Below are 24094 nucleotides of genomic sequence, written 5' to 3' on the forward strand. Positions count from 1 at the left end.
TCAGGAGAACTCGCAGGTCACGCCGGCGCTGGCGTCGAACGTTGCATGTACGCGCTTAAGGCTTTCACCATTGGCCATGGCGTCAAGGAGCCGGTCAGCCACCAACGGCAACAGGTGCAGATCCAGCATGTGATCGATCAACCGCGCGCCGCTGTCGCTTTGGGTGCAGCGCTCAACCAGATGCTCGACAAGCGCCTGGCAGTGACTGAAGCTCAATTGGCGCCGTTGCAAACGATCACCCAAACGTCGCAGTTTGATTTCGATCAGCTCACGCAGGATCGGGCCACTGACCGGGTAGTAAGGGACCACCCGCATACGTGCCAGCAACGCTGGTTTGAAATGCTTGCTGAGGAAAGGGCGGATGGCTTCTTCGAGGGTTTCGGCCGTCGGCCGCGTACCGTTCTCGCAGAGCTCGCTGATGCGTTCGCTGGCAAGGTTCGAGGTCATCAGTATCAACGTGTTGCGAAAGTCGATCTCACGCCCTTCGCCGTCGTTGGCCACGCCTTTGTCGAAGATCTGATAGAACAGGTTCAGTACATCTGGGTCGGCCTTCTCGACTTCGTCGAGCAGTACCACCGAGTACGGCTTCTGTCGCACCGCTTCAGTGAGCATCCCGCCTTCGCCATAGCCGACGTAGCCCGGCGGCGCTCCGATCAGCCGTGAGACGGTGTGCTTCTCCTGGAACTCGGACATGTTGAGGGTGGTGATGAAACGGTCACCGCCATACAGCAGGTCTGCCAACGCCAGCGCGGTTTCGGTCTTGCCGACTCCACTAGGACCGACCAGCAGGAATACGCCCGCCGGTGCATCCGGTTTGTTCAAGCCAGCAGCGTTGGCGCGCATCGAACGGTCCAGCGCGTGGACCGCTTGCTCCTGACCACGAATACGCGTGCGCAAGTCCTTAGCGAAGCTTGCGACCTTCGCATTGTGCTCACGGGCCAATTGCGCCAGCGGCACACCGGTCCAGGCGCAGATCACTTCCGCCACCAGATGCGGGCAAACCTCGAAACGCACCAGACGCTCACTTGTCTGGGCGGCGCTCAGGGTACGGTGGGTTTCGTTGAGTGCGGCTTCCAGGGCTTCGACGCTTTGCGTCTGATCGACTGCAGTCTTGAGGGTTTCGACCTCTCGGGCCTTGACCAATTGCTGACGCAGTTCCAGCAGACGCTCAGCCAACTTGCGCTGTTTGCCCCAGCGTTTTTCCAACGCTTGCTGCTCGACTTCGGCATCGGCCAAGCGAGCTTCCAGAGCGTCCAGCTCTTGCTGATCGATCGGCAAACCGGCCTCGGCATCGCGGCGCAGGGCCTGACGCTGACGACCGCCTTCAGCCAGTTCTCCGCGCATGCATTCCAGACTTTCCGGCGCGGCAGCCAGGCTGATCCGCACCCGGGCGCACGCGGTGTCGAGGACATCAACGGCCTTATCCGGCAGTTGCCGGCCAGCGAGGTAACGGGCCGACAATTCAGCGGCGGCAACCACCGCATCATCGCGCAAGTAGATGCCATGGCTCTTCTCATAGACCTGGGCCAAGCCACGAAGAATAGTCACGGCTTCGCAGACGGTGGGCTCGTGCAATTGCACCGGCTGAAAGCGCCGAGCCAAAGCCGGATCTTTCTCAAAGTACTTCTTGTACTCTGCCCACGTCGTCGCGGCGATGGTACGCAACTCACCACGAGCAAGCGCTGGTTTCAGCAGGTTAGCCGCATCCAAACCACCGGCTTGGCCGCCAGCACCAATCAATGTGTGGGCTTCATCAATAAACAGAATGATCGGTTTTGGCGACGCTTTGACTTCTTCGATCACGCCTTTGAGGCGCCGTTCGAACTCACCTTTGATGCTGGCTCCGGCTTGCAACAGGCCCATGTCCAGCGACAGTAGCTCGACGCCCTTGAGCACCTGCGGAACTTCATCGGCAGCGATCCGCGAAGCCAGGCCTTCGACGATTGCGGTTTTACCGACGCCGGCTTCACCGACCACGATCGGGTTGTTTTTGCGGCGGCGTGCGAGGATGTCGATCATCTGGCGGATCGAGCCGTTGCGACACAACACCGGATCAAGCTTGCCGTCACGGGCTTGCTGGGTCAGGTTGTGAGTAAAACGTTGCAAGAGCGATTCGCCCGCAATGGTGGGTTTGCCAGCCGGATCGGCCTTGTCGGACAGGGCAAAATCCTTCAGACGTTCAATATTGAGCCTGGCCAGTAATGGCTGATAACGGCTACCGGCATAACGCATCGGGTTGCGCAGCAGCGAGAGAATCAGCGCCGCTTGCTCGACCTGGCTTTGACCCAACTCGAGGTTGGCCACTACCAGCGCATCTTGTAACCACTGCACCAGTTCAGGAGCAAACACCGGGTTACGCGAAGCACTGTGTTCGAGTCGCGGTTGCAGGGCCCCGATCAGCTCGCCAGCATTCACATCAGCATCTTGCAGGGCCCGAGCCAGCAAACCTTGCGGACGCTCCAACAATCCCAGCAACAGGTCTTCAACGAGGATTTTGCTGCCGCCGCGAACCACACAGCGTTCGGCAGAACCTTCCAGGTCTCGACGGGTTTCGGCGTCCAGCACCTGGATAAGTTGTTGCAGGTCTACATTGATCATGGTCATCCGTCCTTAATGAGTTTTACTGCCCAGGATCACCACGCCGTCTGCGTGTTCACCGCCCAGCCAACTGGTCCACCCGAGGCGACAGGTGTTCTGCTCCCCGATACGCAACTCGCGGATTTCCTCCTGACGCAGGACCAGGCGAATGTCGTAGTCCAAGGGGTCACGCAGGGTGAATCGCACCAATGCGCACAGCGGCTGGTAGCCGAAACCAATCGGCAGGAATTCGTGAAAACGTTGCCAGTCGAGCTGACGGATATGAATGCGGAACTTGCCACTGCGATCGCGCACACACTCGCCGAGCACCAGATCTTCGCCGAGCCTGCTGTTGGCGCGCCCCAAGCGATTGCGCTGCTCCTCCAGGATTTCCACACGGCGCTCGATGCACTGCTCGATGACAAGCTCCGCATGCTTGAAGTAGTAGCGCAGTACCGCCTCAATCAGCGCTGCCGAGTGGGCGCGTAAACTGAGTAAGCCGAGGTACGGCAGCAGACGCTTCCAGTTCAGCTCCCTGGCTGTGCGGATGTCTTCACCACCCAGACCGATCAGCGCGAACAGCTGCTCGGAAAACGGGTCGATTGCACCGCTCCGAAAACTCGCTCGATAGCGGTACTTACGCCAGATCGGCAGCATCAGACGTTGCAGACGGTGGTGAAACAAATCAAGGAAAGTGCGCGTCGGGTTGTCGTCCTGGTTGTTGCCCAAGGCCTGTTCACCGTAGAACGCCGGTAGCGGCGAACCGGAACCAACCAGGCCAATCAGGTTGAAACACAGCCGCGCGCGCAGTTCACCGTGCTCCTCGAAAAACTCCACGCTATCAACATCGCTGCCGGGGAACCCCAGGCTCGGGTTAGCCTGGAATTCCAGTTGGTCGTAGAGCTCCTCGTCACTCAAGTGCGGGTGGGCCACGCGCAGCCGGTCAACCACCAGCAGCACGGCCTGAAACAGCGAGTACTCGCGTATTACCCGGGTCAGCTCGCTTAAAGCAGGGGCTGCAGGCCCATACGTGGCGCCCATTGGTACACCTCTCCCTCTGTGCTTTTTACCCGCAGTTCGTGGTACGAATTGAGACTGGCGTAGAGAGCGAAAAACTCGTTAAGCATCGAAGCGAAAACGAACAGATCGCCTTCGCCGATGTACCCTTGCGGGTCGATAGTCAGCTCTGTGCGCAATCCGCGCAGCGGCAACCCACGGTGCAATCTGTCAACGTGTTGATGACGGATCGATTTGAGACCGTCCAGCAAGCGTTTGCTGACCTTTTCTGCATGCCGGTCGTAGTAGCGTGGCAGGTCGTAGGTCTCGAGGATCACCTTGAGCGCGTCGACGTTGGCCAGCGATAGGTAGTTGAGTGACATGTTGCTGATCAACTTCCAGAGGAAGTCGCGATTCAACGGCGGCGCGAAGCTCGACGTGGCAGGAGTGATGTCGCGGAAACTGAGGAACTGCGGTGTCTCTTCGCAGGCCTGGCAGATGTCGCCGAGCTTTAGTCGGCGCGGCAGGTTCTGGTTGGTGCAGGTCAGCTCGATGGACAAGGTTTCCTGGGCATCGGTGCGGCGAATACCGAAACTGAGGTAGGTGTCGAGACCGTCATGCAACAACGAGGAACGTTGACGAATGCTGTAGTGCGCACGGCTCTGCAGCACATCAAAGCTTGGGTCGTGCTCGAAGGATTCGAACGGTACGTACTCCTGAGATCCTGTACCGCCCGGACGCCAGCCAGTAACACTTTCGATCGAGAATACCCCGCAGTTTCCAAGGTCATACTCGGCGGGCAGCAACAGGTATTCGTCCTGCTTGCCATCGAGGCGGATCGGCAAGGCATCGTGCTTGAACAGATTGACGATAGGCGTGCAGTACAGCTTTACGTTGTCCAGGGTCGGACGCAGTCGCTGAATGCCGCTCTTGCGAATATCAAAGCGAAGCTCCAGGCCGCGTATCTGCTTAAGGGTATTTTCGGGCAGGGATTTGAGCAGATTGAGGCCGTTCAAATCGACGAACAGAAACTTGTCCTGAAAGGCGAAATATTCCTGCAAATAGCGATATCCGCGGAAGGTATTTAACGGATACGGAATCAAGGCTTCCTCTTCGGCAAAGCCGACCGGCTGCACCCGATCGCTCGGCAGGCTGAACAACATTGGCGCGCCGCTGACGCCATTAATCGGCTTGTTGGCCGCATCCAGAGGGATCAACTGGATACCTTCAAGGTTGCGCAGCAGGCTCAGATAAAGCATCTGGCTGATATAGCGCTCGCCGGCTAGATGCAGCCGCAGGCGACTCAGGTTCAGTTCACCGATATGCCCATCGCAACTCATCTCCAGCTGCAAGCTCAACAGCGAACCATCGCCCTTCACCGAGTACTTCAGAGTGGTCAAATCCAGCGGTAACACTTCCGTCGGATAGCAGGTGCGAAAGCGGCAGCGCACGTCATCGATCGGCACGCTCTCCACTGGCGTATCGCGCTCGACCAGCAATGCCGGCCCGGAACGCTTCAGCGCATCGAACTGCAAAATACTGAACGCCGGCAGCGGCCGCATGTAGTTCGGCCACAGCAGGTGCATCAGCGAATGACTCAGCTCCGGCAATTCGTCATCGAGCTTCTGGCGCAAGCGACCGGTCAGAAACGCAAACCCCTCAAGCAACCGCTCCACATCCGGATCACGCCCGGCCTGCCCCAAAAACGGTGCCAATGCCGGACTACGCTCAGCGAAACGGCGACCCAACTGGCGAAGCGCGGTGAGTTCGCTTTGGTAGTAGTGGTTAAAAGACACGGGGGTCACCTTTGCATGCTGTTTTTGCGTGGCTGGGTGCTGTAAATCGCAATCGGCCCGGTGCCATGACCAGGACGCGGGGAAGCGACTGGGTCGGTGACTCGTGCAGCGGTGTTTTTCCGGACATAGGAGTCTCCTTAGCTCACCCTGACTTGACCGCAGCCATCCAGCCGCGCGGTGAAACTGACCTGACGCTTTAAACCATCAACCTCCAGCTGGCCTTCGATACTGAACGACAGCTGAAGTTGATCGTTATTGCGCGGCAGGGGTACGACATGCGCATCGAACAAGCGCGGCTCATAAGCTTCGATGAAGCGTTCGATGGCCTGGCGGGCCTGGCTCAGGGAGTCGTGCAGGCTCAGGCGCATGTCGTTGAGATCGGGTAGTCCGTAATCGGCCAGAGTCTGTACGCTACCCGCACGGGTGCTGAGCATTTTCGCCAAATGGGCAGCCACCGAGGCCATGGCACAAGCCTCGCGGCTCCAGCCGACCCGTTTGTCGGTTTCACCACCAAGGCGTTCGAAAAGGCTGCCATATCCGGCCATAGCTCAGCTCCTGGTTACTCTTTGTCCAGTTTGCCAACCAGCGACAGAGTGAAATCAGCTCCCATGTATTTGAAATGCGGGCGCACGTTCAGGCTGACGCGGTACCAGCCAGGCTCGCCGTCAACATCACTGACGATGATCTGGGCAGCACGTAGCGGGCGACGGCCACGGACTTCGGCGCTCGGGTTTTCCTGGTCGGCCACGTACTGACGGATCCACTTGTTGAGCTCCAGCTCAAGGTCCGTACGTTCTTTCCACGAACCGAGTTGCTCGCGCTGCAACACTTTCAAGTAGTGAGCCAGGCGGTTGACGATCATCATGTACGGCAGTTGGGTGCTGAGCTTGTAGTTCAGCTCGGCCGTCTTGCCTTCGGCGCTGATACCGAAGCTCTTGGTCTTTTGCACTGAGTTGGCAGAGAAAAACGCGGCGTTGTCGCTGCCTTTACGCATGGTCAGGGAGATGAAGCCTTCCTCCGCCAGCTCATATTCACGACGGTCGGAGACCAGCACTTCAGTCGGAATCTTGGTTTCGATCTCGCCCATGCTTTCGAAGTGGTGCAACGGCAGGTCTTCAACCGCGCCACCGCTCTGCGGGCCAATGATGTTCGGGCACCAGCGAAATTTGGCGAAGCTGTCGGTCAGTTTGGTACCGAACGCATAGGCGGTATTGCCCCATAGGTAATGCTCGTGACTGTTGGCAACCGATTCCTTGTAGACGAAGGATTTCACCGGATTTTCTTCCGGATCGTACGGGTTGCGTAGCAGGAAACGCGGCACGGTCAGGCCGACGTAACGCGAGTCTTCGGACTGACGGAAGCTCTGCCATTTGGCGAATTGCGGGCCATCGAAATGATCTTTCAGATCCTTGAGGTCCGGCAGCCCGGCGAAGCTTTCCAGGCCGAAGAATTTCGGACCGGCCGCGGTGATGAACGGCGCATGGGACATGCAGGCAACATTTGCGACGTACTGCATCAATTTGACGTCTGGCGAGCTCGGTGACATGAAGTAGTTGGCGATGATCGCGGCCACCGGCTCACCACCGAACTGGCCGTATTCAGCGGTGTAAACGTGTTTATAGAGGCCTGCCTGCATCACTTCCGGGGAATCTTCGAAGTCGTCCAGCAAGTCGTCCTTGGAGACATTGAGAATTTCGATCTTGATGTTTTCGCGGAAATTGGTGCGCTCGACCAGCAACTGCAGGCCACGCCACGCGGATTCCAGCGACTGGAACACTTCGTGGTGAAGGATCTCGTCCATCTGGCGGCTGAGCTTGGCATCGATCTCGGCAATCATGCGGTCAACCATGGCCTTTTTGACCGGTTCACCTCTGTTCTGTGGCTTGAGCAGCTCTTCGATGAAGGCTGACACTCCACGCTTGGCGATGTTGTAGGCATCGTCGTTCCTGGTCAGTCTGGTCTCGGCAATGATGCTGTCGAGAATGCTGTGTTCTACGCTCTCATGGTTTTTTTGCTGTGCGACAAGTGTGCTCATAATGTTGGCTTCCTTGGCTGATGGGGACTCAAGCGTCTTGGATTACGGCAGCTTGCAGACCTAGTTCACCCAATACGCGACCGCGCGATGCGTCATCGGCAAGTACGCCTTCGATGGCTTTACGAAATGCCGGTGCATTGCCCAGCGGGCCTTTGAGGGCCATCAGCGCGTCACGCAGTTCCATCAGCTTTTTCAGCTCAGGCACTTGCTCAACCAGGCTGGCCGGGTTGAAGTCCTTCATCGAATTAATCCGCAGCTTGATTGCCAGTTCTTCGGTGTCGCTGTCTTCCTGAAGGCGGTTTGGCACACTCAACGTCAAACTCAGCGCCTGCTTGGACAGCACATCGTCGAACGTCATTTTGTCGATACTGATCGGCTTCCGATCCTCAACCTTGCGTTCGTCCGCACGGTGGGTGTAGTCACCGATTGCCAGCAGCTTCAACGGCAGTTCAATCTCTTCCTGAGCTCCGCCGGTGGCGGGTTTGAAGGTGACGTTGATGCGTTCCTTAGGGGCTACCGATCCTTCTTTGGCCATGGCTTTTCTCCTTGCGGTTGTGGCCCGGGGGCCTATTCGAGTACCACTTCAAGGTCGAGGTGGCACAGCCTGCGATAAATCTCTTCCTTGCGTTCTCGCACTGCGTGGTTCTGCGGTAACAACTCACAACAGCTGTGCAGGAGGTGCAGCACTTCAAGCGCAAGATCAGGTTCCCAGGCCTGCACACCTGAGTTCTGTAATTCTTGATCTAGGGATTCCAGTTGGGTCTTGGCCAGCTCGTATTTCTTGGCCATGAAACACAACCGGGCCAAACTGAACTGCCAGAAAAACCTTACGCGGCCACCATGGGCGCGTTGCAGTCCTTGCTTGAGAATCTGTACCGCGGCCTTGAGGCCGTCCTTGTGCAGAATCGGCATGACCTCTTCCAGCGCCTCTTCCCAGGCGAGTTGGCCGGTGTTGGTTTCGACCTTGCGCGGCGCACTGGTGGTTTGCAGATGGGGCATGACGTTGGCGCTGATCCAACTGCGGGTAGCCGGGTCGGCGAAGGGCGCGCCGTCGTGAAAACGCAGCTCGACAACTCCCGGCAACCGCTGCAGCAACAGCGAGAGTTGAATTTCCACCTCACGCATGGCGAAGTCGGCGTTCAACCCCTGCAAACACTCCCAAGCCATGCGCTGGCCGTCGAACCAGAACGGCGCTCGGGCCAAACTGGCTTCGAGCTCCACTAGCAGGTCGGCGTACTGTCCTTGCGCGTAGCCTTCCTGGTAGGTTTTCAACTTGTCCGCGGGCAACCCGCGCAAGGCGGTGATCTGCTCGGCATTGCGCTCGGGGACGCTGTCGATAGGCAGCCAAAGCAGCGTGCGACTGAGGCGCAGAGCACGCAGGTCGGTGGCCTTCTGACGCAACCACCAGGCACACAATGGACGAGCACTTTCCTGCTGCGCGCGCAGGGCTTTATGGGCTTCTTTTTCGTTATCGATGGGAGAACCGGGGGTAAACAGCTGGGTCGCGGCCTGCTTGACTTGGGCCACCGCCGCACCGACCGCGCCGGGTTCTGGTTGATTATCGGCGGCGCGCTGGACCATGGTCGCCAGTCGTCGGCAAATCGGCAGCAACAACGGTGCGCCATCGCCCAGGTGTTGCGTCAGCGCAACGTCCAGCCCCTCCAGGTACTCGACCAAGCGGCGAAATAGCGGAAGCTGCTCCTTAATTGGCACGTTTTCGCTCAGTATTTGCTCAAGACGCGGTACCAGCCAACCGATGGCGGCAGCCCGGGTACGCAGCTTGATCGGGTAAATCTGCTCCCAATGCTGGTCGCACAAGTGGTGCAGCAGACCGAAGCCGGCTAACAGGCCCTGAAAGGACTCACGTTGATACAACGCCCAGGTCAGCCATGCGGCGATCCGCAGATCCTTGGATTGAGTACGTAACAGAGCTTCGCTGTTTTCGAGAATTTTCAGCCAGTCAATTTGCCCGCTTCCATGCATGGATTGCGCTTTGCCCAGCTCACTCTCCAACGCCTCATATTCGTTTGAAAAACGAATGTCCTCGCCCGCCAGGCTTTTTTTGGAAACAGAGCACTTGGCAAGTTCAAGGTAATGGGCTGACAGTTTGCTTGAGTAGGACATCCATGGCCTTCATCAGGATTACAATTAATACAAATTTCGAAATTGCCGAGAAAGGGACAATATCGAAGATCAATTTGAGTCTTTTGCTCTTTCAGCAGACAAATATCGCATTCACAACGATGACAGTTGACGAGCAACGCATTTAACAAGCAGAAATACCTTATTACTTGTAGAAAACACCCTGCATCAAGCAACAAGCTCTTTTAACACCCAACCACTCAGGTATCGCCCCACCCCACCACCAATCCAATGTCGCAGCAACTTCTTGTAGAATTGATCACGAGGTAAGTAGTTGCGCAGAGTAAAGAGGACGAACACTCAGGTATGTAGGATTTATCCTAGAAATAAACACTTTGTGCGCACAAGATATTTCACGGAGCCCCATGAGAAAAACCCTGAAACAAAGGCACTTCATATATGATCGGCCAATAGTCGAATACGTAACCAACCAAATCAGATAACGATGCGCAGGCATTTTCAATACCTGCACACTCAACCGCCATACCCGTAATATCCAGCAAACCTTTCACCCACAAAAAATGGGCACCCAACCTGATTGGCGTGCCCATCTTAAATACCGCTCTCCCGCTACTTTGGGAGTACGCATCCGTTATGGATTGACGCTGTCTTTCAGCGATTTGCCTGGTTTGAAGGCAACGGTGTTGCTTGCCTTGATTTTCACAGGCTCACCGGTTTGCGGGTTTTTACCGGTGCGGGCGCCACGGTGGCGTTGCAGGAAGGTGCCGAAGCCCACCAGGGTGACGCTGTCTTTACGGTGCAGAGCGCCTGTGATTTCTTCAAGAACGGCGTTGAGCACGCGACTGGCTTGTTCTTTGGTGAGATCAGCTTTTTCAGCAATGGCGGCTGCGAGATCTGGTTTACGCATAGTGAAGCCTCTTTGACGGTTTTTTGTTGTTATGTCCGTGCTGTTCTTCCGGAACAGCGCCCAAGGCGCCGCAGGCTCTACTCTGCGGCAGACAGCAGTGAGAATGGCATGCGGGCAAGGGCGGCGCCAGCCTGCGCGCGACCTTTGTAGTGGCAAAAGTGTGTTGAATCCGACAGAACGACCGGTATTTATGCCAGCAGCGCTGGAAGCTCCCGGTTTAGAGCGAGTTTTTCCATCACGGCGCTGCCGGTCAGTGCATAGCCCAGCAGTTTGCCGCTGGCGTCACGGCACAGCGCCTTGATATTGACGCCCTCACCTTCAACCGTCCAGACACCTTCCGAGCCCCGTGGCGGCGGCGAGACGACCAACGGGCAGACCGGTGTTTTCACGGTAATCGGCATGGGGCCATAGCTGACCACCGTCGGGTTGCCGGCCAGGGTCTGGGCCAGCGCACGGGCGCAACTCATCAGCGGCATGACGTACAGCAGGTTCAGCCCGTCGACTTCGGCGCAGTCGCCCAGGGCGTAGATATTGGCGTGGGACGTTTTGAGATGACGGTCGACCACGATGCCGCGATTGACGGCCAGGCCAGCGGCCGCAGCCAGATCGATGCGCGGGCGCAGGCCAATGGCTGAAACAACGACATCGCAGGGGATGACCTCACCGTCGCTGAGGTGCGCCTCAAGCCCGCCTACCGTGCGCTGCAAGCGGTTGAGCACCGGCCCCAGGTGGAAACGCGCACCCAGGCTTTCCAGCCCGGCTTGTACCGCGGCAGCGGCGGCTGGATGCAGCAAAGTCGGCATCACTTGCTCGCACGGCGCCACCAGTTGCACTTCGTAGCCACCGAGGATCAGGTCGTTGGCGAACTCACAGCCGATCAGGCCGGCGCCGAGCAGCAATACCCGGCGCTTGCCGGCCGCCGCGGCGCGAAAGCGTGCGTAATCTTCAAGGTCGTTGATCGGGAATATCGCCTCGGGGGCATCGCCTTCCACGGGCACCCGCACGGTTTCCGCGCCCCAGGCCAAGATCAGGTCGCGATAGACCACCGCCTCTTCGCCGATCCACAGGCGCTTGTGGCCCGGATCAATGCCGCTGATGCGGGTATGGGTGCGTATCTCGGCCTTGAGTTGCTCGGCCATGGCACCGGGTTCGGCCATGCTCAGGCCGTCGGCGTCCTTGTTTTTGCCAAAGCCGGTGGAGAGCATCGGCTTGGAGTAGGAGCGACCATCATCTGCGGTAATCAGCAGCAGCGGAGTTTCGCCATCGAGTTTGCGAAACTCCCGGGCCAGGTTGTAGCCAGCCAGCCCGGTGCCGACGATCACGACAGGTGCGCTCATCCCTTTCTCCTCTTCAATTCATAAAAAAGCTGCGATCAAGCAGCAATTTCGATCATCTCGAAATCCATTTTGCCGACGCCACAGTCCGGGCACAGCCAGTCTTGCGGTACATCTTCCCAGCGAGTGCCAGGCAAAATACCGTCATCCGGCCAGCCGTCAGCCTCGTTGTAGATCAGGCCGCAGACCACACATTGCCACTTCTTCATTACTTGTTTCCTCAGATTCCAGGCTTTTTCTGGCACGCACAGTCTAATGCCTCGCCGTGCGGCTCAGGGCGTTTTGTACTGATCGGGATCAATAGATGCAAGCACGTTCGACGCGCGGGCCGGACCCGATCAGGCTCAATCGCTTATCAACATGGTAAGCTCGCCGCCTCATTTGCTGCCAATAATGACTCACTGTGCCGCACTCTACGCCCCTCACCCCTGCCCCTGTCTGGCTGCCCCAAAGCCATCTGACGCCCCTCCCCGACGCGCAAACCCTCGACTGGTTGTTCGATGAAGGCTCGCTGACCCGCCGCCTGACCCGGCTGTCGGATAACGGCTTCAGTGTCACGCCACTGTTCGAGGGCTGGCAAACGCTGCGCGCCGACGAATGCACCGCGCTGAACCTCCCCCCGGAGAGTCAGGGCTGGATCCGCGAGGTGTATTTGCGCGGTCATGGCCAGCCGTGGGTCTTTGCCCGCAGCGTGGCGGCGCGCAGTGCCTTGCAGGGTGGCGGGCTGAATATGGATGAACTGGGCAGCCGTTCGCTGGGCGAGCTGTTGTTCTGCGATCAGGCGTTCCAGCGCCGCGCCATCGAGGTCTGCCACTACCCACTCCAGTGGCTGCCCGTCGAGTCTCGGGCTCCCGGGCTTTGGGGGCGTCGTTCACGTTTTGATCGGGGTGCATTGAGCGTGCTGGTCGCGGAAATATTCCTCCCGACCCTTTGGCTCGCCGCGAGCACCCATCCGGAGAACTGCTGATGTACCTGAGCCTGCTCAAATCGCTGAATCGCCTGAACCCGCGCGCCTGGGACTTCATTCAGCTGACCCGCATGGACAAGCCGATAGGCATTTACCTGTTGCTGTGGCCGACCCTCTGGGCACTGTGGATTGCCGGCAAGGGCTCGCCATCGCTGAGCAACATCGTGATCTTCGTTCTTGGTGTGGTGCTGACCCGCGCTGGCGGCTGCGTCATCAATGACTGGGCAGACCGTAAAGTCGATGGCCATGTGAAGCGCACCGAGCAGCGGCCGCTGGTCAGCGGCAAGATCAGCTCCAAAGAGGCACTGGTGTTCTTTGCGGTGCTGATGAGCGTGAGCTTTTTGCTGGTGCTGTGCACCAATTCGACGACTATCTGGTTGTCATTCGGCGGGCTGGCGCTGGCGGCCAGTTACCCCTTCATGAAGCGCTACACCTATTACCCGCAAGTGGTGTTGGGTGCGGCGTTTTCCTGGGGAATGCCAATGGCGTTCACCGCCGAAACCGGCAACCTGCCGGCCGCCGCCTGGCTGCTGTATATCGCCAACCTGCTGTGGACCGTGGGTTACGACACTTATTACGCCATGACCGACCGTGACGACGACCTGAAGATCGGCGTGAAATCCACGGCGATCCTGTTTGGCGATGCGGATCGGGCGATCATCCTCACCCTGCAAGGGCTCGCGCTGGGTTGCTTGCTGCTGGCAGGCGCACGCTTCGAGCTGGGCGGCTGGTTCCACCTCGGGCTTGCGGCGGCGGCGGCGTGTTTTGCCTGGGAATTCTGGTACACCCGAGACAAGGACCGACTGAAATGTTTCCAGGCCTTCCTGCATAACCATTGGGCGGGGTTGGCGATATTTGTCGGGATCGTGGCGGATTACGGGTTACGTTGAATGTGAGTCCTGACAGGCGTCAGGGCTGACGCCTTCGCGGGCAGCCTCGCTCCTACGGGTAAGAGCAAGGCTTGCAGGTGGCGCAGATCAACTACTTCTGGGTCATGTGCCAGACACCACCTTTGCCGTCACCCATTGCGTCTCCCGGTTTCGCGTCCATTTTATAGGTGTACATCGGCTTGCCGTCATGAGCCCATTGCATCATGCCGTCGTCACGCTTGATGATCGACCACTTGCCTTCGGCCTTGGCACCCGCCGGGGCCATCATCGGCGGCCAATTCTTGGCACAATCAGCGTTACACATCGACTTGCCGCCTGTGTCCTTGTCGAACGTGTACAAGGTCATGCCCTTTTGATCGACCATCATGCCGTTTTTCATCATCCCCGGTTCTGCGGCAAGTGCCAGCCCCGGCAGGACTAGTGCAGCAGTCACCAACAGGGCTTTCCAGGAAACAGTGCAGTGAGACATAGAAACCTTCCTTTTGTGGTTGTCAGGAGTCGGACTTAGAGCTTAGTTCAGGATTGCGCTAATCGCCGTAGCACTGAAATACCGCCACACGACTGCAATAATTCCGTTATCTGGTGCGGCGCAAGACAGTTAAATGACAAGAGGATTCAGCATGGTTGGCAGGAGCATTCTGATTGTTGACGACGAAGCGCAGCGGCCCTGAAACCTGCGATCGCATGTCGTCAGCACACTGCATCTATAGGTTTTGCGACTGCTGCGCCCGAGCACGGACCGGCCGGCGGGAGCTCTCGCCACATGGAAAGAGCTCGACCAGAGAATTTGCGGTGTTTGGGCTGACGCTTCGCGGGCAACAGCCTCGCTCCCACAAGAACTGTGTTATTCCTGCAGGAGCGGGCTTGCAGGGGATCGACCTCAGGACTAACCCGAACTATTCAGGTTTGGCAACGTGCCAGGCGCCGTCCATTTTCCCTTCACCAGTCATGTCACCAGCCTTCTTGTCCATGACGAAGGTGTACAGCGGCTTGCCGTAGTAGGCCCATTGCATCTTGCCGTCAGCGCGTTTGATCACCGTCCAGTCGCCCTTGGACTTGTCGGCACTGGTGGCCATCAGCGGCGGCCAGTTGGCGGCGCATGCGTCATTGCACATGGACTTGTCAGCAGTGTCTTTGGCAAAGGTGTACAAGGTCATGCCCTTTTGGTCGACAAGCATTCCGCCCTTTGTCATCGCCGGATCGGCAGCAAAAGCCAGCCCCGGCAGGACTAATGCAGCAATCACCAACAAGGCTTTCCAGGAAACAGTGCTGTGAGACATAGAAACCTTCCTTTTGTGGTTGTCAGGTGTGGGACTTAGAGCTTAGTTCAGGAACACGCCGATCGCTCTGGCACTAAAATACTGTCACACGACTGCAATAATTCCGTTATCTAATGCGGCGCAAGACAGTTAAATGACAAGAGGATTCAGCATGGTTGGCAGGAGCATTCTGATTGTTGACGACGAAGCGCCTATTCGCGAGATGATCGCCGTTGCGTTGGAAATGGCCGGCTACGACTGCCTGGAAGCGGAAAACTCCCAGCAGGCCCATGCCATCATTGTCGACCGCAAGCCCGACCTGATTCTGCTCGACTGGATGCTCCCCGGCACGTCAGGCATCGAGTTGGCCCGGCGCCTCAAGCGCGATGAGCTGACCGGGGATATCCCGATCATCATGCTCACCGCCAAGGGCGAAGAGGACAACAAGATCCAGGGCCTGGAAGTCGGCGCCGACGACTACATCACCAAACCCTTTTCCCCTCGTGAGCTGGTCGCCCGTCTGAAGGCCGTACTGCGCCGCGCCGGCCCGACCGATGGCGAAGCGCCGATCGAAGTCGGTGGCCTGCTGCTCGACCCGATCAGCCATCGCGTGACCATCGACGGCAAACCCGCCGAGATGGGCCCCACCGAATACCGCTTGCTGCAGTTCTTCATGACCCACCAGGAGCGTGCTTATACCCGCGGGCAACTGCTCGATCAGGTCTGGGGCGGCAATGTGTATGTCGAGGAGCGCACTGTTGACGTGCATATCCGTCGTCTGCGCAAAGCCCTCGGCGATGCCTATGAGAATCTGGTACAAACCGTACGTGGCACCGGCTATCGCTTTTCCACCAAAGGCTGAGCCGCACTTACCCGCCGGACAAGCTGACAAGGACGCATGTTTAATTGAACCAAAACTGGCATGGCACCCTGATACGCCACATGCTGCTTCTGATCACCGGCTGTTTGCTGATCGGTTTGATCAGCGGTTATTACGGCTGGAGCCTGGCCATTGGCCTGGGTGCCTATCTGGGCTGGACGCTCAAGCAACTGTTGCGTTTGCACGAATGGCTGCGCCTGCACAAACCCGACGACGCCCCGCCCGACGGCTATGGCCTGTGGGGCGAAGTGTTCGACAGCATCTATCACCTGCAACGCCGCGACCAGCGGGTGCGCGGGCGGCTGCAAGCGGTGATCGATCGGGTTCAGGAATCCACGGCCGCGCTGAAAGACGCGGTGATCATGCTCGACAGCGACGGCAACCTGGAATGGTGGAACCGCGCCGCGGAAACCCTGCTCGGCCTTAAAACCCCGCAGGACAGTGGCCAACCGGTGACCAACCTGGTACGCCATCCGCGCTTCAAGGAATATTTCGAGCAGGAAAACTACGCCGAACCGCTGGAAATCCCCTCGCCGACCAATGATCGCCTGCGCATCCAGCTGTACATCACCCGCTACGGCAACAACGAGCACTTGATGCTCGTACGTGATGTCACCCGCATTCATCAACTCGAACAGATGCGCAAAGACTTCATCGCCAACGTGTCCCATGAGCTGCGTACGCCGCTGACGGTGATTTGCGGTTACCTGGAAACCTTGCTCGACAACATCGAAGAAGTGAACCCGCGCTGGACCCGCGCCTTGCAGCAAATGCAGCAGCAAGGTGGACGCATGCAGACCCTGCTCAATGACTTGTTGCTGCTGGCCAAGCTGGAAGCCACCGACTACCCGTCGGATAATCAGCCAGTGTCGGTGGACAACCTGCTGCTATCGATCAAGAACGATGCTCTGGCATTGTCCGGGCAACGCAATCAACGCATCACGCTGGAAGCCGATTCTTCGATTTTGCTCAAGGGCAGCGAAGCCGAGCTGCGCAGTGCGTTCTCCAATCTGGTGTTCAACGCGGTGAAATACACCCCGGCCGAAGGCAACATCCGCATTCGTTGGTGGGGCGACGAACAAGGCGCGCACCTCAGCGTGCAGGACTCCGGCATTGGCATCGACAGCAAACACCTGCCGCGCCTGACCGAACGCTTCTACCGCGTCGACTCCAGCCGCAACTCCAATACCGGTGGCACCGGGCTGGGGCTGGCCATCGTCAAACACGTGTTGCTGCGCCACCGCGCGCGGCTGGAGATCAGCAGCGTGCTGGGCCATGGCAGCACCTTCACCTGCCATTTCGTACCCGCCCAAGTCACGAAATCCAGGGCCGGCAGCCTGACCGACTAGCTCCACAATGACTGACCACTAGGCAATCACCCTGTCAGCCGCTACATTGGCTGACTTGGGCCTGCCTTTCAGGCTCGGCAATCCTCTTTCTTTTCGAATATACGGAACCCGCAAAACTCCACCATGGACCCTTCCCCTAGTTTCACCATCGCCTCACTCTTCGCCGATTTCGGCATGATCCTTTTTGCACTGATCCTGGTTTTGCTCAACGGCTTCTTCGTTGCGGCCGAGTTCGCCATGGTCAAACTGCGCTCGACCCGGGTTGAGTCCATCGCTCACACCAATGGCTGGCGCGGGCAGATCCTGCGCACCGTACACAGCCAGCTCGACGCCTACCTGTCTGCCTGCCAGCTGGGTATTACCCTCGCTTCCCTGGGCCTGGGTTGGGTCGGTGAGCCGGCGTTCGCGCACATTCTCGAACCACTACTCGACGCCGTCGGCGTACATTCCGCTGAAGTGGTCAAAGGCGTGTCGTTCTTTACCGCCTTCTTCATCATTTCCTACCTGCACATTGTGGTCGGCGAACTGGCCCCAAAATCCTGGGCGATTCGCAAGCCCGAGTTGCTGTCGCTGTGGACCGCGGTGCCGCTGTACCTGTTCTATTGGGTGATGTACCCGGCCATTTACCTGCTCAACGCCAGCGCCAATACCATCCTGCGGATCGCCGGCCAGGGCGAACCCGGCCCGCATCACGACCACCATTACACCCGTGAGGAACTGAAACTGATCCTGCACTCCAGCCGTGGCCAGGATCCGAGCGACCAAGGCATGCGAGTACTGGCCTCGGCCGTGGAAATGGGCGAGCTGGAGGTGGTCGACTGGGCCAACTCCCGTGAGGACCTGGTATCGATCGAGTTCAACGCTCCGCTCAAGGAAATCCTCGCGCAGTTCCGTCGCCACAAGTTCAGCCGCTACCCGGTCTACGACACCGAGCGCAATGAGTTCGTCGGTCTACTGCACATCAAGGATCTGCTGCTGGAACTGGCCGCGCTGGACCACATTCCCGAGTCGTTCAACCTCGCCGAACTGACCCGCCCGCTGGAGCGCGTGTCCCGACACATGCCGCTGTCGCACTTGCTGGAGCAGTTCCGCAAGGGCGGCTCACACTTCGTTCTGGTGGAAGAAGCCGATCGCAACATCATTGGCTACCTGACCATGGAAGACGTGCTGGAAGTGCTGGTCGGTGACATCCAGGACGAACACCGCAAGGCCGAACGCGGCATCCTCGCCTACCAGCCGGGCAAACTGCTGGTGCGTGGCGATACGCCGCTGTTCAAGGTCGAACGCCTGCTGGGCATCGACCTGGACCACATCGAAGCCGAAACCCTCGCCGGGCTGGTCTACGAAACCCTCAAACGGGTGCCGGAAGAGGAAGAAGTACTGGAAGTCGAAGGTTTGCGGATCATCATCAAAAAGATGAAAGGCCCGAAAATCATATTGGCCAAGGTGTTGATGCTCGATTAAGCACAAGGCGGGCGACCGCCTGCGATTTTCTGCTTTTAAACAATCATTGCCTGCCCAACGCAAAGTTGGGCAGTGCCCCTACCGGTTGATTGAACTGAAACGGGATCGACACCAACCCCAGGCCGGTATTGCGCTGCACCACAAAATGCAGGTGCGGCCCGCTGCTGTTGCCGGTGTTGCCTGACAGCGCCAACGCGCTCCCCACCGCCACTCGCTGCCCCTCACGAACATTCACCGAGCCTTGCTTGAGGTGCAGATAGACGCCCATGGTGCCGTCGTCGTGCAGCACCCGGACAAAGTTGCCGGAAGGGTCGGTGCCACGCCCGGTCTGGGTATTTTCAGTCTTCACCACTATCCCGCCACGGGCCGCGATGATGGGCGTGCCTTCGGGCATGGCAATGTCCATGGCGTAGCGACTCTTGACTGCGAAGTGACTGTATTGACCGTTGGCCCCCTGAGTCAGCCGAAACGGCCCGCCTCGCCAAGGCAGTGGATAACGATAGGCCTGCACCGCCCCTGAAGGGTCACCCAGCGAATAACGGAACCTTGGGGTATAGACCAACGGCTTGTCGCCCAGCGTTGGCCGGTCGCTGTACGAGACCACGCCGCTGGCGTCGGTGGACTTGTAGATCGTCATGGCCACAGCCGATGTGGTGGCCATGAAAAGACCACAGAAAAACAACAATCGCGCGAGCATGGGCAAGGATCTGTCGACTAAGGCGTGCAAAGCAGCCTATCAGCTGTGATGCACCAGCGAAGTCGTCAGATGTTTCAGAACTGTGCGTTGATTCAGGGAGGATTGTGTTGAATTCAAGGCCGCCATATCGCGGGCAATCCGACTTGCCCGCGATAGACGGTCTGACCATCGGAATAGAGATCGATCAGACCCAAAAACGCTTATGCACCCGGCACAAAATGCTTCTGCGCCGTACCGCGAGCGATCAGTCGGGAAATGTAGTCGAGTTTCTGCGCGTCCTGGTCGACAAAGCGGAAGGTCAGTTGCAGCCAGTCGCTGTCCGGTTTCGGCTCGTGGGCGACGACCGCGTGCAGGTAGCCGTTCAGACGCGCCACTTCGGCATTGTCGCCCTGCTCAAGGTCGAGCACGGCGCTGTCGAGGACTTGCGGCAGGGTGTCGGTGCGTTTTACTACCAGCAGCGCTTCTTTGATGCTCAGCGCCTTGATCACACACTGTTGGGTACCGCTGGGCAGACGCAATTGGCCTTGACCACGACCGCCAGCCGAGGCGGCGGAAGCTACTGGCGCCTTGACCGGTGGGCTGTTGAGCAGACCTCGAGCCGGCGCCTCGGCTGCAGGTTTGGTGAACGGGCTGACCGGGGCAGCAGCCGACGGAACCACTGCAGCCTTACCGCCGGTCAGCGCACTGAGGGAGTCGTTGCCGAACGCCGAGTTCATTTTGGTGGGGGCGCTGGAAAGCAAGGTGTCGAGTTTACCGACCTTGTTCAGGGCCTGTTTGACCTTGGTCAGCAACTGCTCGTTGGTGAAGGGTTTGCTGACGTAGCCGGAAACGCCGGCCTGGATCGCCTGAACCACGTTCTCTTTGTCGCCACGGCTGGTGACCATGACGAACGGCATGGCTTTGAGGTTGTCCTGTTCGCGGCACCAGGTCAGCAGTTCGAGGCCGGACATTTCCGGCATCTCCCAGTCGCACAGGACCAGATCGAACGCTTCACGGGCGAGTAAGGCCTGGGCTTTCCTGCCGTTGACGGCATCCTCAATCCTGATGCCGGGGAAGTAGTTGCGCAGGCACTTCTTCATCAGATCACGAATGAACGAAGCATCATCCACCACCAACACACTTACCTTACTCATCGACCACCCCTTTAAAAAATCCCGGCAAGCATAACGCTCATCTGATGGCAATTTGCCAAAACTCTTCAGCCACGCCGGTACTTTTTTCGTTCGCGGGTGCTATGAATTCGAAAACCACAAACAAAAACGCCCGACCAAAAGGCCGGGCGCTTTTCTTGGGCAATCTTACTTATCGTCAGGTTTGCCCGGAACATTAGCGCTTTCAGCGCTTGTGCCTTCAACTTCTTCTTTCATGCGTTTGAGGCCCAGGTGACGTACGTCGGTGCCGCGCACCAGGTAGATCACCAGTTCCGAGATGTTGCGCGCATGGTCACCGATCCGCTCCAGCGAACGCAGGACCCAGATGATGCTCAAGACCCTTGAGATAGAGCGCGGGTCTTCCATCATGAAAGTCGCCAGCTCACGCAGCGCGGTCTTGTATTCGCGGTCGATGACCTTGTCGTACTGTGCCACCGACAGCGCCAGATCGGCGTCGAAGCGCGCGAAGGCGTCCAGTGCATCGCGGACCATGTTGCGCACCTGGTCACCGATGTGCCGGACTTCGACGTAACCACGCGGCGCTTCGCCTTCTTCGCACAACTGGATGGCGCGACGGGCGATCTTGGTCGCTTCATCGCCGATGCGCTCCAGGTCGATCACCGATTTGGAGATGCTGATGATCAAACGCAGGTCGGACGCCGCCGGTTGACGACGAGCCAGAATGCGCAGGCATTCTTCGTCGATGTTGCGCTCCATCTGATTGATCTGATCGTCGATCTCGCGCACTTGCTGGGCCAGACCCGAGTCGGCTTCAATCAGCGCGGTCACGGCGTCGTTGACCTGTTTCTCCACCAAACCACCCATCGCCAGAAGGTGGCTGCGCACCTCCTCGAGTTCGGCATTGAACTGCTGGGAGATGTGATGCGTGAGGCTGTCTTTACTAATCATGGTTGGCGTCCTTGGAGCGTCCGGTAAGGTGCGGTCGACCGCAGCGTTGGTTCAGTGAACGACTGCTGCTTCCTAGCCGTAACGACCGGTGATGTAGTCTTCAGTCTGCTTCTTCGCCGGATTGGTGAACAGGGTGTCAGTGTCGCCGAACTCCACCAGTTTGCCCATGTACATGAACGCCGTGTAGTCAGAAACCCGGGCGGCCTGTTGCATGTTGTGGGTGACGATAACGATGGTGAATTTGGATTTCAGCTCGTAGATCAGCTCTTCCACTTTCAGCGTCGAGATAGGGTCCAGAGCCGAGCACGGTTCGTCGAGCAACAGGACTTCCGGCTCCACGGCGATGGTGCGGGCAATCACCAGACGTTGCTGCTGACCACCGGACAGGCCAAGTGCCGACTCGTGCAGGCGGTCCTTGACCTCCTCCCACAGCGCCGCGCCCTTAAGCGCCCATTCGACCGCTTCGTCGAGCACACGCTTTTTGTTGATGCCTTGAATGCGCAGGCCGTAAACCACGTTCTCATAGATGGTTTTCGGGAACGGGTTAGGCTTCTGGAACACCATCCCGACCCGGCGACGCAATTCGGCGACGTCTTCACCCTTGCGGTAGATGTTGTTGCCGTACAGATTGATTTCACCTTCCACGCGGCAGCCGTCGACCAGATCGTTCATCCGGTTGAAGGTACGCAGCAGGGTCGACTTGCCGCAGCCGGACGGGCCGATGAAGGCGGTCACGCGCTGCTTGGGAATGTTCATGCTGACGTCGAACAGTGCTTGTTTGTCGCCGTAATACAGGCTCAGGCTCGGCACTTCGATGGCGACGGTTTCTTGCGCCAGACTCAAGCTTTGCTTGTCGCGCCCCAGGGCGGACATGTTGATGCCGTGGCTATGTGCTTCGTGCTGCATGGGATGCTCCCTACGCTAACAAATTCGATTCAGTTGGCCGCTGGCCTCACGAGGCGGGCCAGCGGTAATGCCGTTCTGTAGGAGCGAGCGGTGCGGCGATCCGACTTGCCCGCGATGCCGCCGGTGAGTTTTAACCGGCTCACCACGGTGATGCCATCGCGAGCAAGCATCGCTCCTACAGGGTCGGCGGCGATTAACTATCCAAAGCTTTGTATTTTTCGCGCAGGTGGTTACGAATCGCCACCGCGGACAGGTTGAGCAAGGCGATCACCAGCACCAGCAGCAGCGCCGTGGCGTACACCAGCGGCCGTGCGGCTTCGACGTTCGGGCTTTGGAAGCCGACATCATAAATATGGAAGCCCAGGTGCATGATCTTCTGGTCCAGGTGCAGGTACGGGTAGTTACCATCCATCGGCAGCGACGGGGCCAGTTTCACCACGCCCACCAGCATCAGCGGCGCCACTTCACCAGCGGCGCGGGCCACGGCGAGGATCATGCCGGTCATCATCGCGGGGCTGGCCATCGGCAGAACGATCTTCCACAGCGTTTCCGCCTTGGTCGCACCGAGCGCCAACGAACCTTCACGCACTGTGCGAGGGATCCGCGCCAGACCTTCTTCCGTGGCGACGATGACTACCGGCACCGCCAGCAATGCCAGGGTCAGGGACGCCCAGAGCAGGCCCGGCGTACCGAAGGTCGGTGCCGGTAGCGCTTCAGGGAAGAACAAACGGTCGACCGAGCCGCCCAATACGTAGACAAAGAAGCCCAGACCGAACACGCCGTACACAATGGCCGGAACACCTGCCAGGTTGTTCACGGCGATGCGGATCAGTCGGGTCATCGGGCCCTGACGTGCATATTCACGCAGGTAAACCGCCGCCAGCACGCCGAACGGGGTAACGATCATGGCCATGATCAGGGTCATCATCACGGTGCCGAAAATCGCCGGGAAGATCCCGCCTTCGGTGTTGGCTTCACGCGGGTCGTCGCTGAGGAATTCCCAGGCCTTGTTGAAGTAGAAACCGACTTTGGTCAGCGTGCTCATGGCGTTCGGCTGATAGGCGTGAACCACTTTGCCGATGCCGATTTCCACTTCTTTACCGTTGGCATCGCGGGCCGTGAGGCTGTCGCGATTGAACTGCGTGTGCAGGTCACTGAGCTGCGCTTCGACCGCCTGATAGCGGTTGTTCAGCTCGGCGCGCTCCCCGTCCATATCCGCCTGAGCGGCGGCATCGAGCTTGCCGGCCAGTTCCAGCTTGCGAGCATGCAGACGCAAACGTTCGAGGCCGGCGTTGATGGCACCGATATCAGACTTTTCGAGGGCTTTGAGTTGCACGGCGAGCTTGTTGACGCGCTCGACACGGGCTTGCAGTTCCGGCCATGCGGCCTCGCCTTCAGCGATGACCTTGCCGTCCTGCTTGACGTTGACCAGGTAGCCGTAGAAGTTGCCCCACTCACGACGCTCGATGGTCATCAGTTCAGCAGGCGTGCTCTGGTTGGTCAGCCACTCGCCAACGATCCAGGTGAAGTCGTTGCCATTGAGGTCACGGTTGCCGACCTTGATCAGCTCGCGGGTCATGAACTCCGGGCCTTGATCAGGTACTGGCAGGCCAGCACTTTTCAGGCGCTCACGAGGCACTTCTTCTTTCTGCACCACTTCGCCGATGACGATGTGATTGGCCTGGTTCGGCACGTTGTAACTGGCGTGCATCAGGTCCGCCGGCCAGAAATGGCCCAGACCGCGCACGGCAATCACTGCCAGCAGACCGAGGGTCATGATGACCGCGATGGACACCGCACCACCGCTGATCCAGACGCCGGGGGCGCCGCTCTTGAACCAGCCTTTTAGGGAGTTCTGTTTCACAGACTTCTAC

General features: G+C 58.7%; 23 protein-coding genes. 5 read left to right on the forward strand and 18 right to left on the reverse strand.

Annotated elements, in window-relative coordinates; translation table 11 throughout:
* From tssH to AC07UI_RS02305, 11 genes are all read right to left on the reverse strand, one after another.
* Window positions 1–2604 (reverse strand): type VI secretion system ATPase TssH, encoded by a 2604-nt coding sequence (gene tssH, locus AC07UI_RS02255; protein WP_494990925.1) that lies wholly within the window; start codon window positions 2602–2604, stop codon window positions 1–3.
* Between the two features lie 6 nt (window positions 2605–2610).
* Window positions 2611–3618, reverse strand: a complete 1008-nt coding sequence (gene tssG, locus AC07UI_RS02260; protein ID WP_494990926.1) for a type VI secretion system baseplate subunit TssG — start codon at window positions 3616–3618, stop codon at window positions 2611–2613.
* On the reverse strand, window positions 3582–5369 hold the full coding sequence (tssF, locus tag AC07UI_RS02265; RefSeq protein ID WP_494990927.1) for a type VI secretion system baseplate subunit TssF: 1788 nt from the start codon (window positions 5367–5369) through the stop codon (window positions 3582–3584). The genes tssG and tssF overlap by 37 nt, the downstream gene beginning before the upstream one ends.
* Before the next feature lie 137 nt (window positions 5370–5506).
* Complete coding sequence (tssE, locus tag AC07UI_RS02270) at window positions 5507–5914, reverse strand: type VI secretion system baseplate subunit TssE (protein ID WP_494990928.1); 408 nt, start codon at window positions 5912–5914, stop codon at window positions 5507–5509.
* 14 nt (window positions 5915–5928) lie between these two features.
* Window positions 5929–7404 carry a type VI secretion system contractile sheath large subunit gene (gene tssC / locus AC07UI_RS02275; protein ID WP_494990929.1) on the reverse strand — a complete coding sequence of 492 codons (1476 nt, stop codon included), beginning with the start codon at window positions 7402–7404 and terminating at the stop codon, window positions 5929–5931.
* A gap of 28 nt (window positions 7405–7432) precedes the next feature.
* Entirely contained in the window at window positions 7433–7939 is a 507-nt protein-coding gene (tssB, locus tag AC07UI_RS02280; RefSeq protein ID WP_494990930.1) for a type VI secretion system contractile sheath small subunit, read from the reverse strand.
* Between the two features lie 32 nt (window positions 7940–7971).
* Window positions 7972–9528 (reverse strand): type VI secretion system protein TssA, encoded by a 1557-nt coding sequence (gene tssA / locus AC07UI_RS02285; protein WP_494990931.1) that lies wholly within the window; start codon window positions 9526–9528, stop codon window positions 7972–7974.
* Between the two features lie 371 nt (window positions 9529–9899).
* Window positions 9900–10097 (reverse strand): hypothetical protein, encoded by a 198-nt coding sequence (locus tag AC07UI_RS02290; protein ID WP_494990932.1) that lies wholly within the window; start codon window positions 10095–10097, stop codon window positions 9900–9902.
* A gap of 41 nt (window positions 10098–10138) precedes the next feature.
* The gene (locus tag AC07UI_RS02295; protein WP_154860881.1) at window positions 10139–10414 is read right to left on the reverse strand and encodes an HU family DNA-binding protein; all 276 of its coding nucleotides are present in this window, start codon (window positions 10412–10414) and stop codon (window positions 10139–10141) included.
* Between the two features lie 188 nt (window positions 10415–10602).
* On the reverse strand, window positions 10603–11751 hold the full coding sequence (locus AC07UI_RS02300; RefSeq protein ID WP_494990933.1) for an NAD(P)/FAD-dependent oxidoreductase: 1149 nt from the start codon (window positions 11749–11751) through the stop codon (window positions 10603–10605).
* Between the two features lie 35 nt (window positions 11752–11786).
* Complete coding sequence (locus AC07UI_RS02305; RefSeq protein WP_494990934.1) at window positions 11787–11957, reverse strand: rubredoxin; 171 nt, start codon at window positions 11955–11957, stop codon at window positions 11787–11789.
* 194 nt (window positions 11958–12151) lie between these two features.
* Between AC07UI_RS02305 and AC07UI_RS02310 the strand changes: the two genes are divergently transcribed.
* Both AC07UI_RS02310 and ubiA read left to right on the forward strand, forming a co-directional pair.
* Window positions 12152–12715, forward strand: a complete 564-nt coding sequence (locus tag AC07UI_RS02310; RefSeq protein WP_494990935.1) for a chorismate--pyruvate lyase family protein — start codon at window positions 12152–12154, stop codon at window positions 12713–12715.
* Window positions 12715–13605: a 4-hydroxybenzoate octaprenyltransferase gene (ubiA, locus tag AC07UI_RS02315; protein WP_494990936.1), complete on the forward strand. Its 891-nt coding sequence runs from the start codon at window positions 12715–12717 to the stop codon at window positions 13603–13605. The genes AC07UI_RS02310 and ubiA overlap by 1 nt, the downstream gene beginning before the upstream one ends.
* A 91-nt stretch (window positions 13606–13696) precedes the next feature.
* Here ubiA and AC07UI_RS02320 read toward each other — a convergent pair whose 3' ends face one another.
* Both AC07UI_RS02320 and AC07UI_RS02325 read right to left on the reverse strand, forming a co-directional pair.
* Complete coding sequence (locus tag AC07UI_RS02320; RefSeq protein WP_494990937.1) at window positions 13697–14074, reverse strand: COG4315 family predicted lipoprotein; 378 nt, start codon at window positions 14072–14074, stop codon at window positions 13697–13699.
* 427 nt (window positions 14075–14501) lie between these two features.
* Complete coding sequence (locus AC07UI_RS02325; RefSeq protein WP_494990938.1) at window positions 14502–14885, reverse strand: COG4315 family predicted lipoprotein; 384 nt, start codon at window positions 14883–14885, stop codon at window positions 14502–14504.
* A 151-nt stretch (window positions 14886–15036) separates the two neighbouring features.
* Here AC07UI_RS02325 and phoB point away from each other — a divergent pair, with 151 nt between their 5' ends.
* The 3 genes from phoB to AC07UI_RS02340 all read left to right on the forward strand — a co-directional run bounded on the left by phoB (window position 15037) and on the right by AC07UI_RS02340 (window position 18557).
* Window positions 15037–15726, forward strand: coding sequence for a phosphate regulon transcriptional regulator PhoB (phoB, locus tag AC07UI_RS02330; RefSeq protein WP_003176964.1), 690 nt, complete (start codon window positions 15037–15039; stop codon window positions 15724–15726).
* Window positions 15727–15806: 80 nt separating this feature from the next.
* Window positions 15807–17093 (forward strand): phosphate regulon sensor histidine kinase PhoR, encoded by a 1287-nt coding sequence (gene phoR / locus AC07UI_RS02335; protein ID WP_494990939.1) that lies wholly within the window; start codon window positions 15807–15809, stop codon window positions 17091–17093.
* Between the two features lie 123 nt (window positions 17094–17216).
* Window positions 17217–18557 carry a hemolysin family protein gene (locus AC07UI_RS02340; RefSeq protein ID WP_494990940.1) on the forward strand — a complete coding sequence of 447 codons (1341 nt, stop codon included), beginning with the start codon at window positions 17217–17219 and terminating at the stop codon, window positions 18555–18557.
* 43 nt (window positions 18558–18600) lie between these two features.
* Here AC07UI_RS02340 and AC07UI_RS02345 read toward each other — a convergent pair whose 3' ends face one another.
* The 5 genes from AC07UI_RS02345 to pstA all read right to left on the reverse strand — a co-directional run bounded on the left by AC07UI_RS02345 (window position 18601) and on the right by pstA (window position 24084).
* Window positions 18601–19254 carry a peptidoglycan DD-metalloendopeptidase family protein gene (locus AC07UI_RS02345; RefSeq protein WP_494990941.1) on the reverse strand — a complete coding sequence of 218 codons (654 nt, stop codon included), beginning with the start codon at window positions 19252–19254 and terminating at the stop codon, window positions 18601–18603.
* A 200-nt stretch (window positions 19255–19454) separates the two neighbouring features.
* Entirely contained in the window at window positions 19455–20387 is a 933-nt protein-coding gene (locus AC07UI_RS02350; RefSeq protein WP_494990942.1) for a response regulator, read from the reverse strand.
* 165 nt (window positions 20388–20552) lie between these two features.
* Complete coding sequence (phoU, locus tag AC07UI_RS02355; RefSeq protein WP_494990943.1) at window positions 20553–21314, reverse strand: phosphate signaling complex protein PhoU; 762 nt, start codon at window positions 21312–21314, stop codon at window positions 20553–20555.
* A gap of 72 nt (window positions 21315–21386) precedes the next feature.
* Window positions 21387–22220: a phosphate ABC transporter ATP-binding protein PstB gene (gene pstB, locus AC07UI_RS02360; protein ID WP_494990944.1), complete on the reverse strand. Its 834-nt coding sequence runs from the start codon at window positions 22218–22220 to the stop codon at window positions 21387–21389.
* Window positions 22221–22413: 193 nt separating this feature from the next.
* Window positions 22414–24084 carry a phosphate ABC transporter permease PstA gene (pstA, locus tag AC07UI_RS02365; RefSeq protein WP_494990945.1) on the reverse strand — a complete coding sequence of 557 codons (1671 nt, stop codon included), beginning with the start codon at window positions 24082–24084 and terminating at the stop codon, window positions 22414–22416.
* Window positions 24085–24094 lie beyond the last annotated feature (10 nt).

Source organism: Pseudomonas sp. GW821-FHT04C07 (assembly GCF_059420325.1).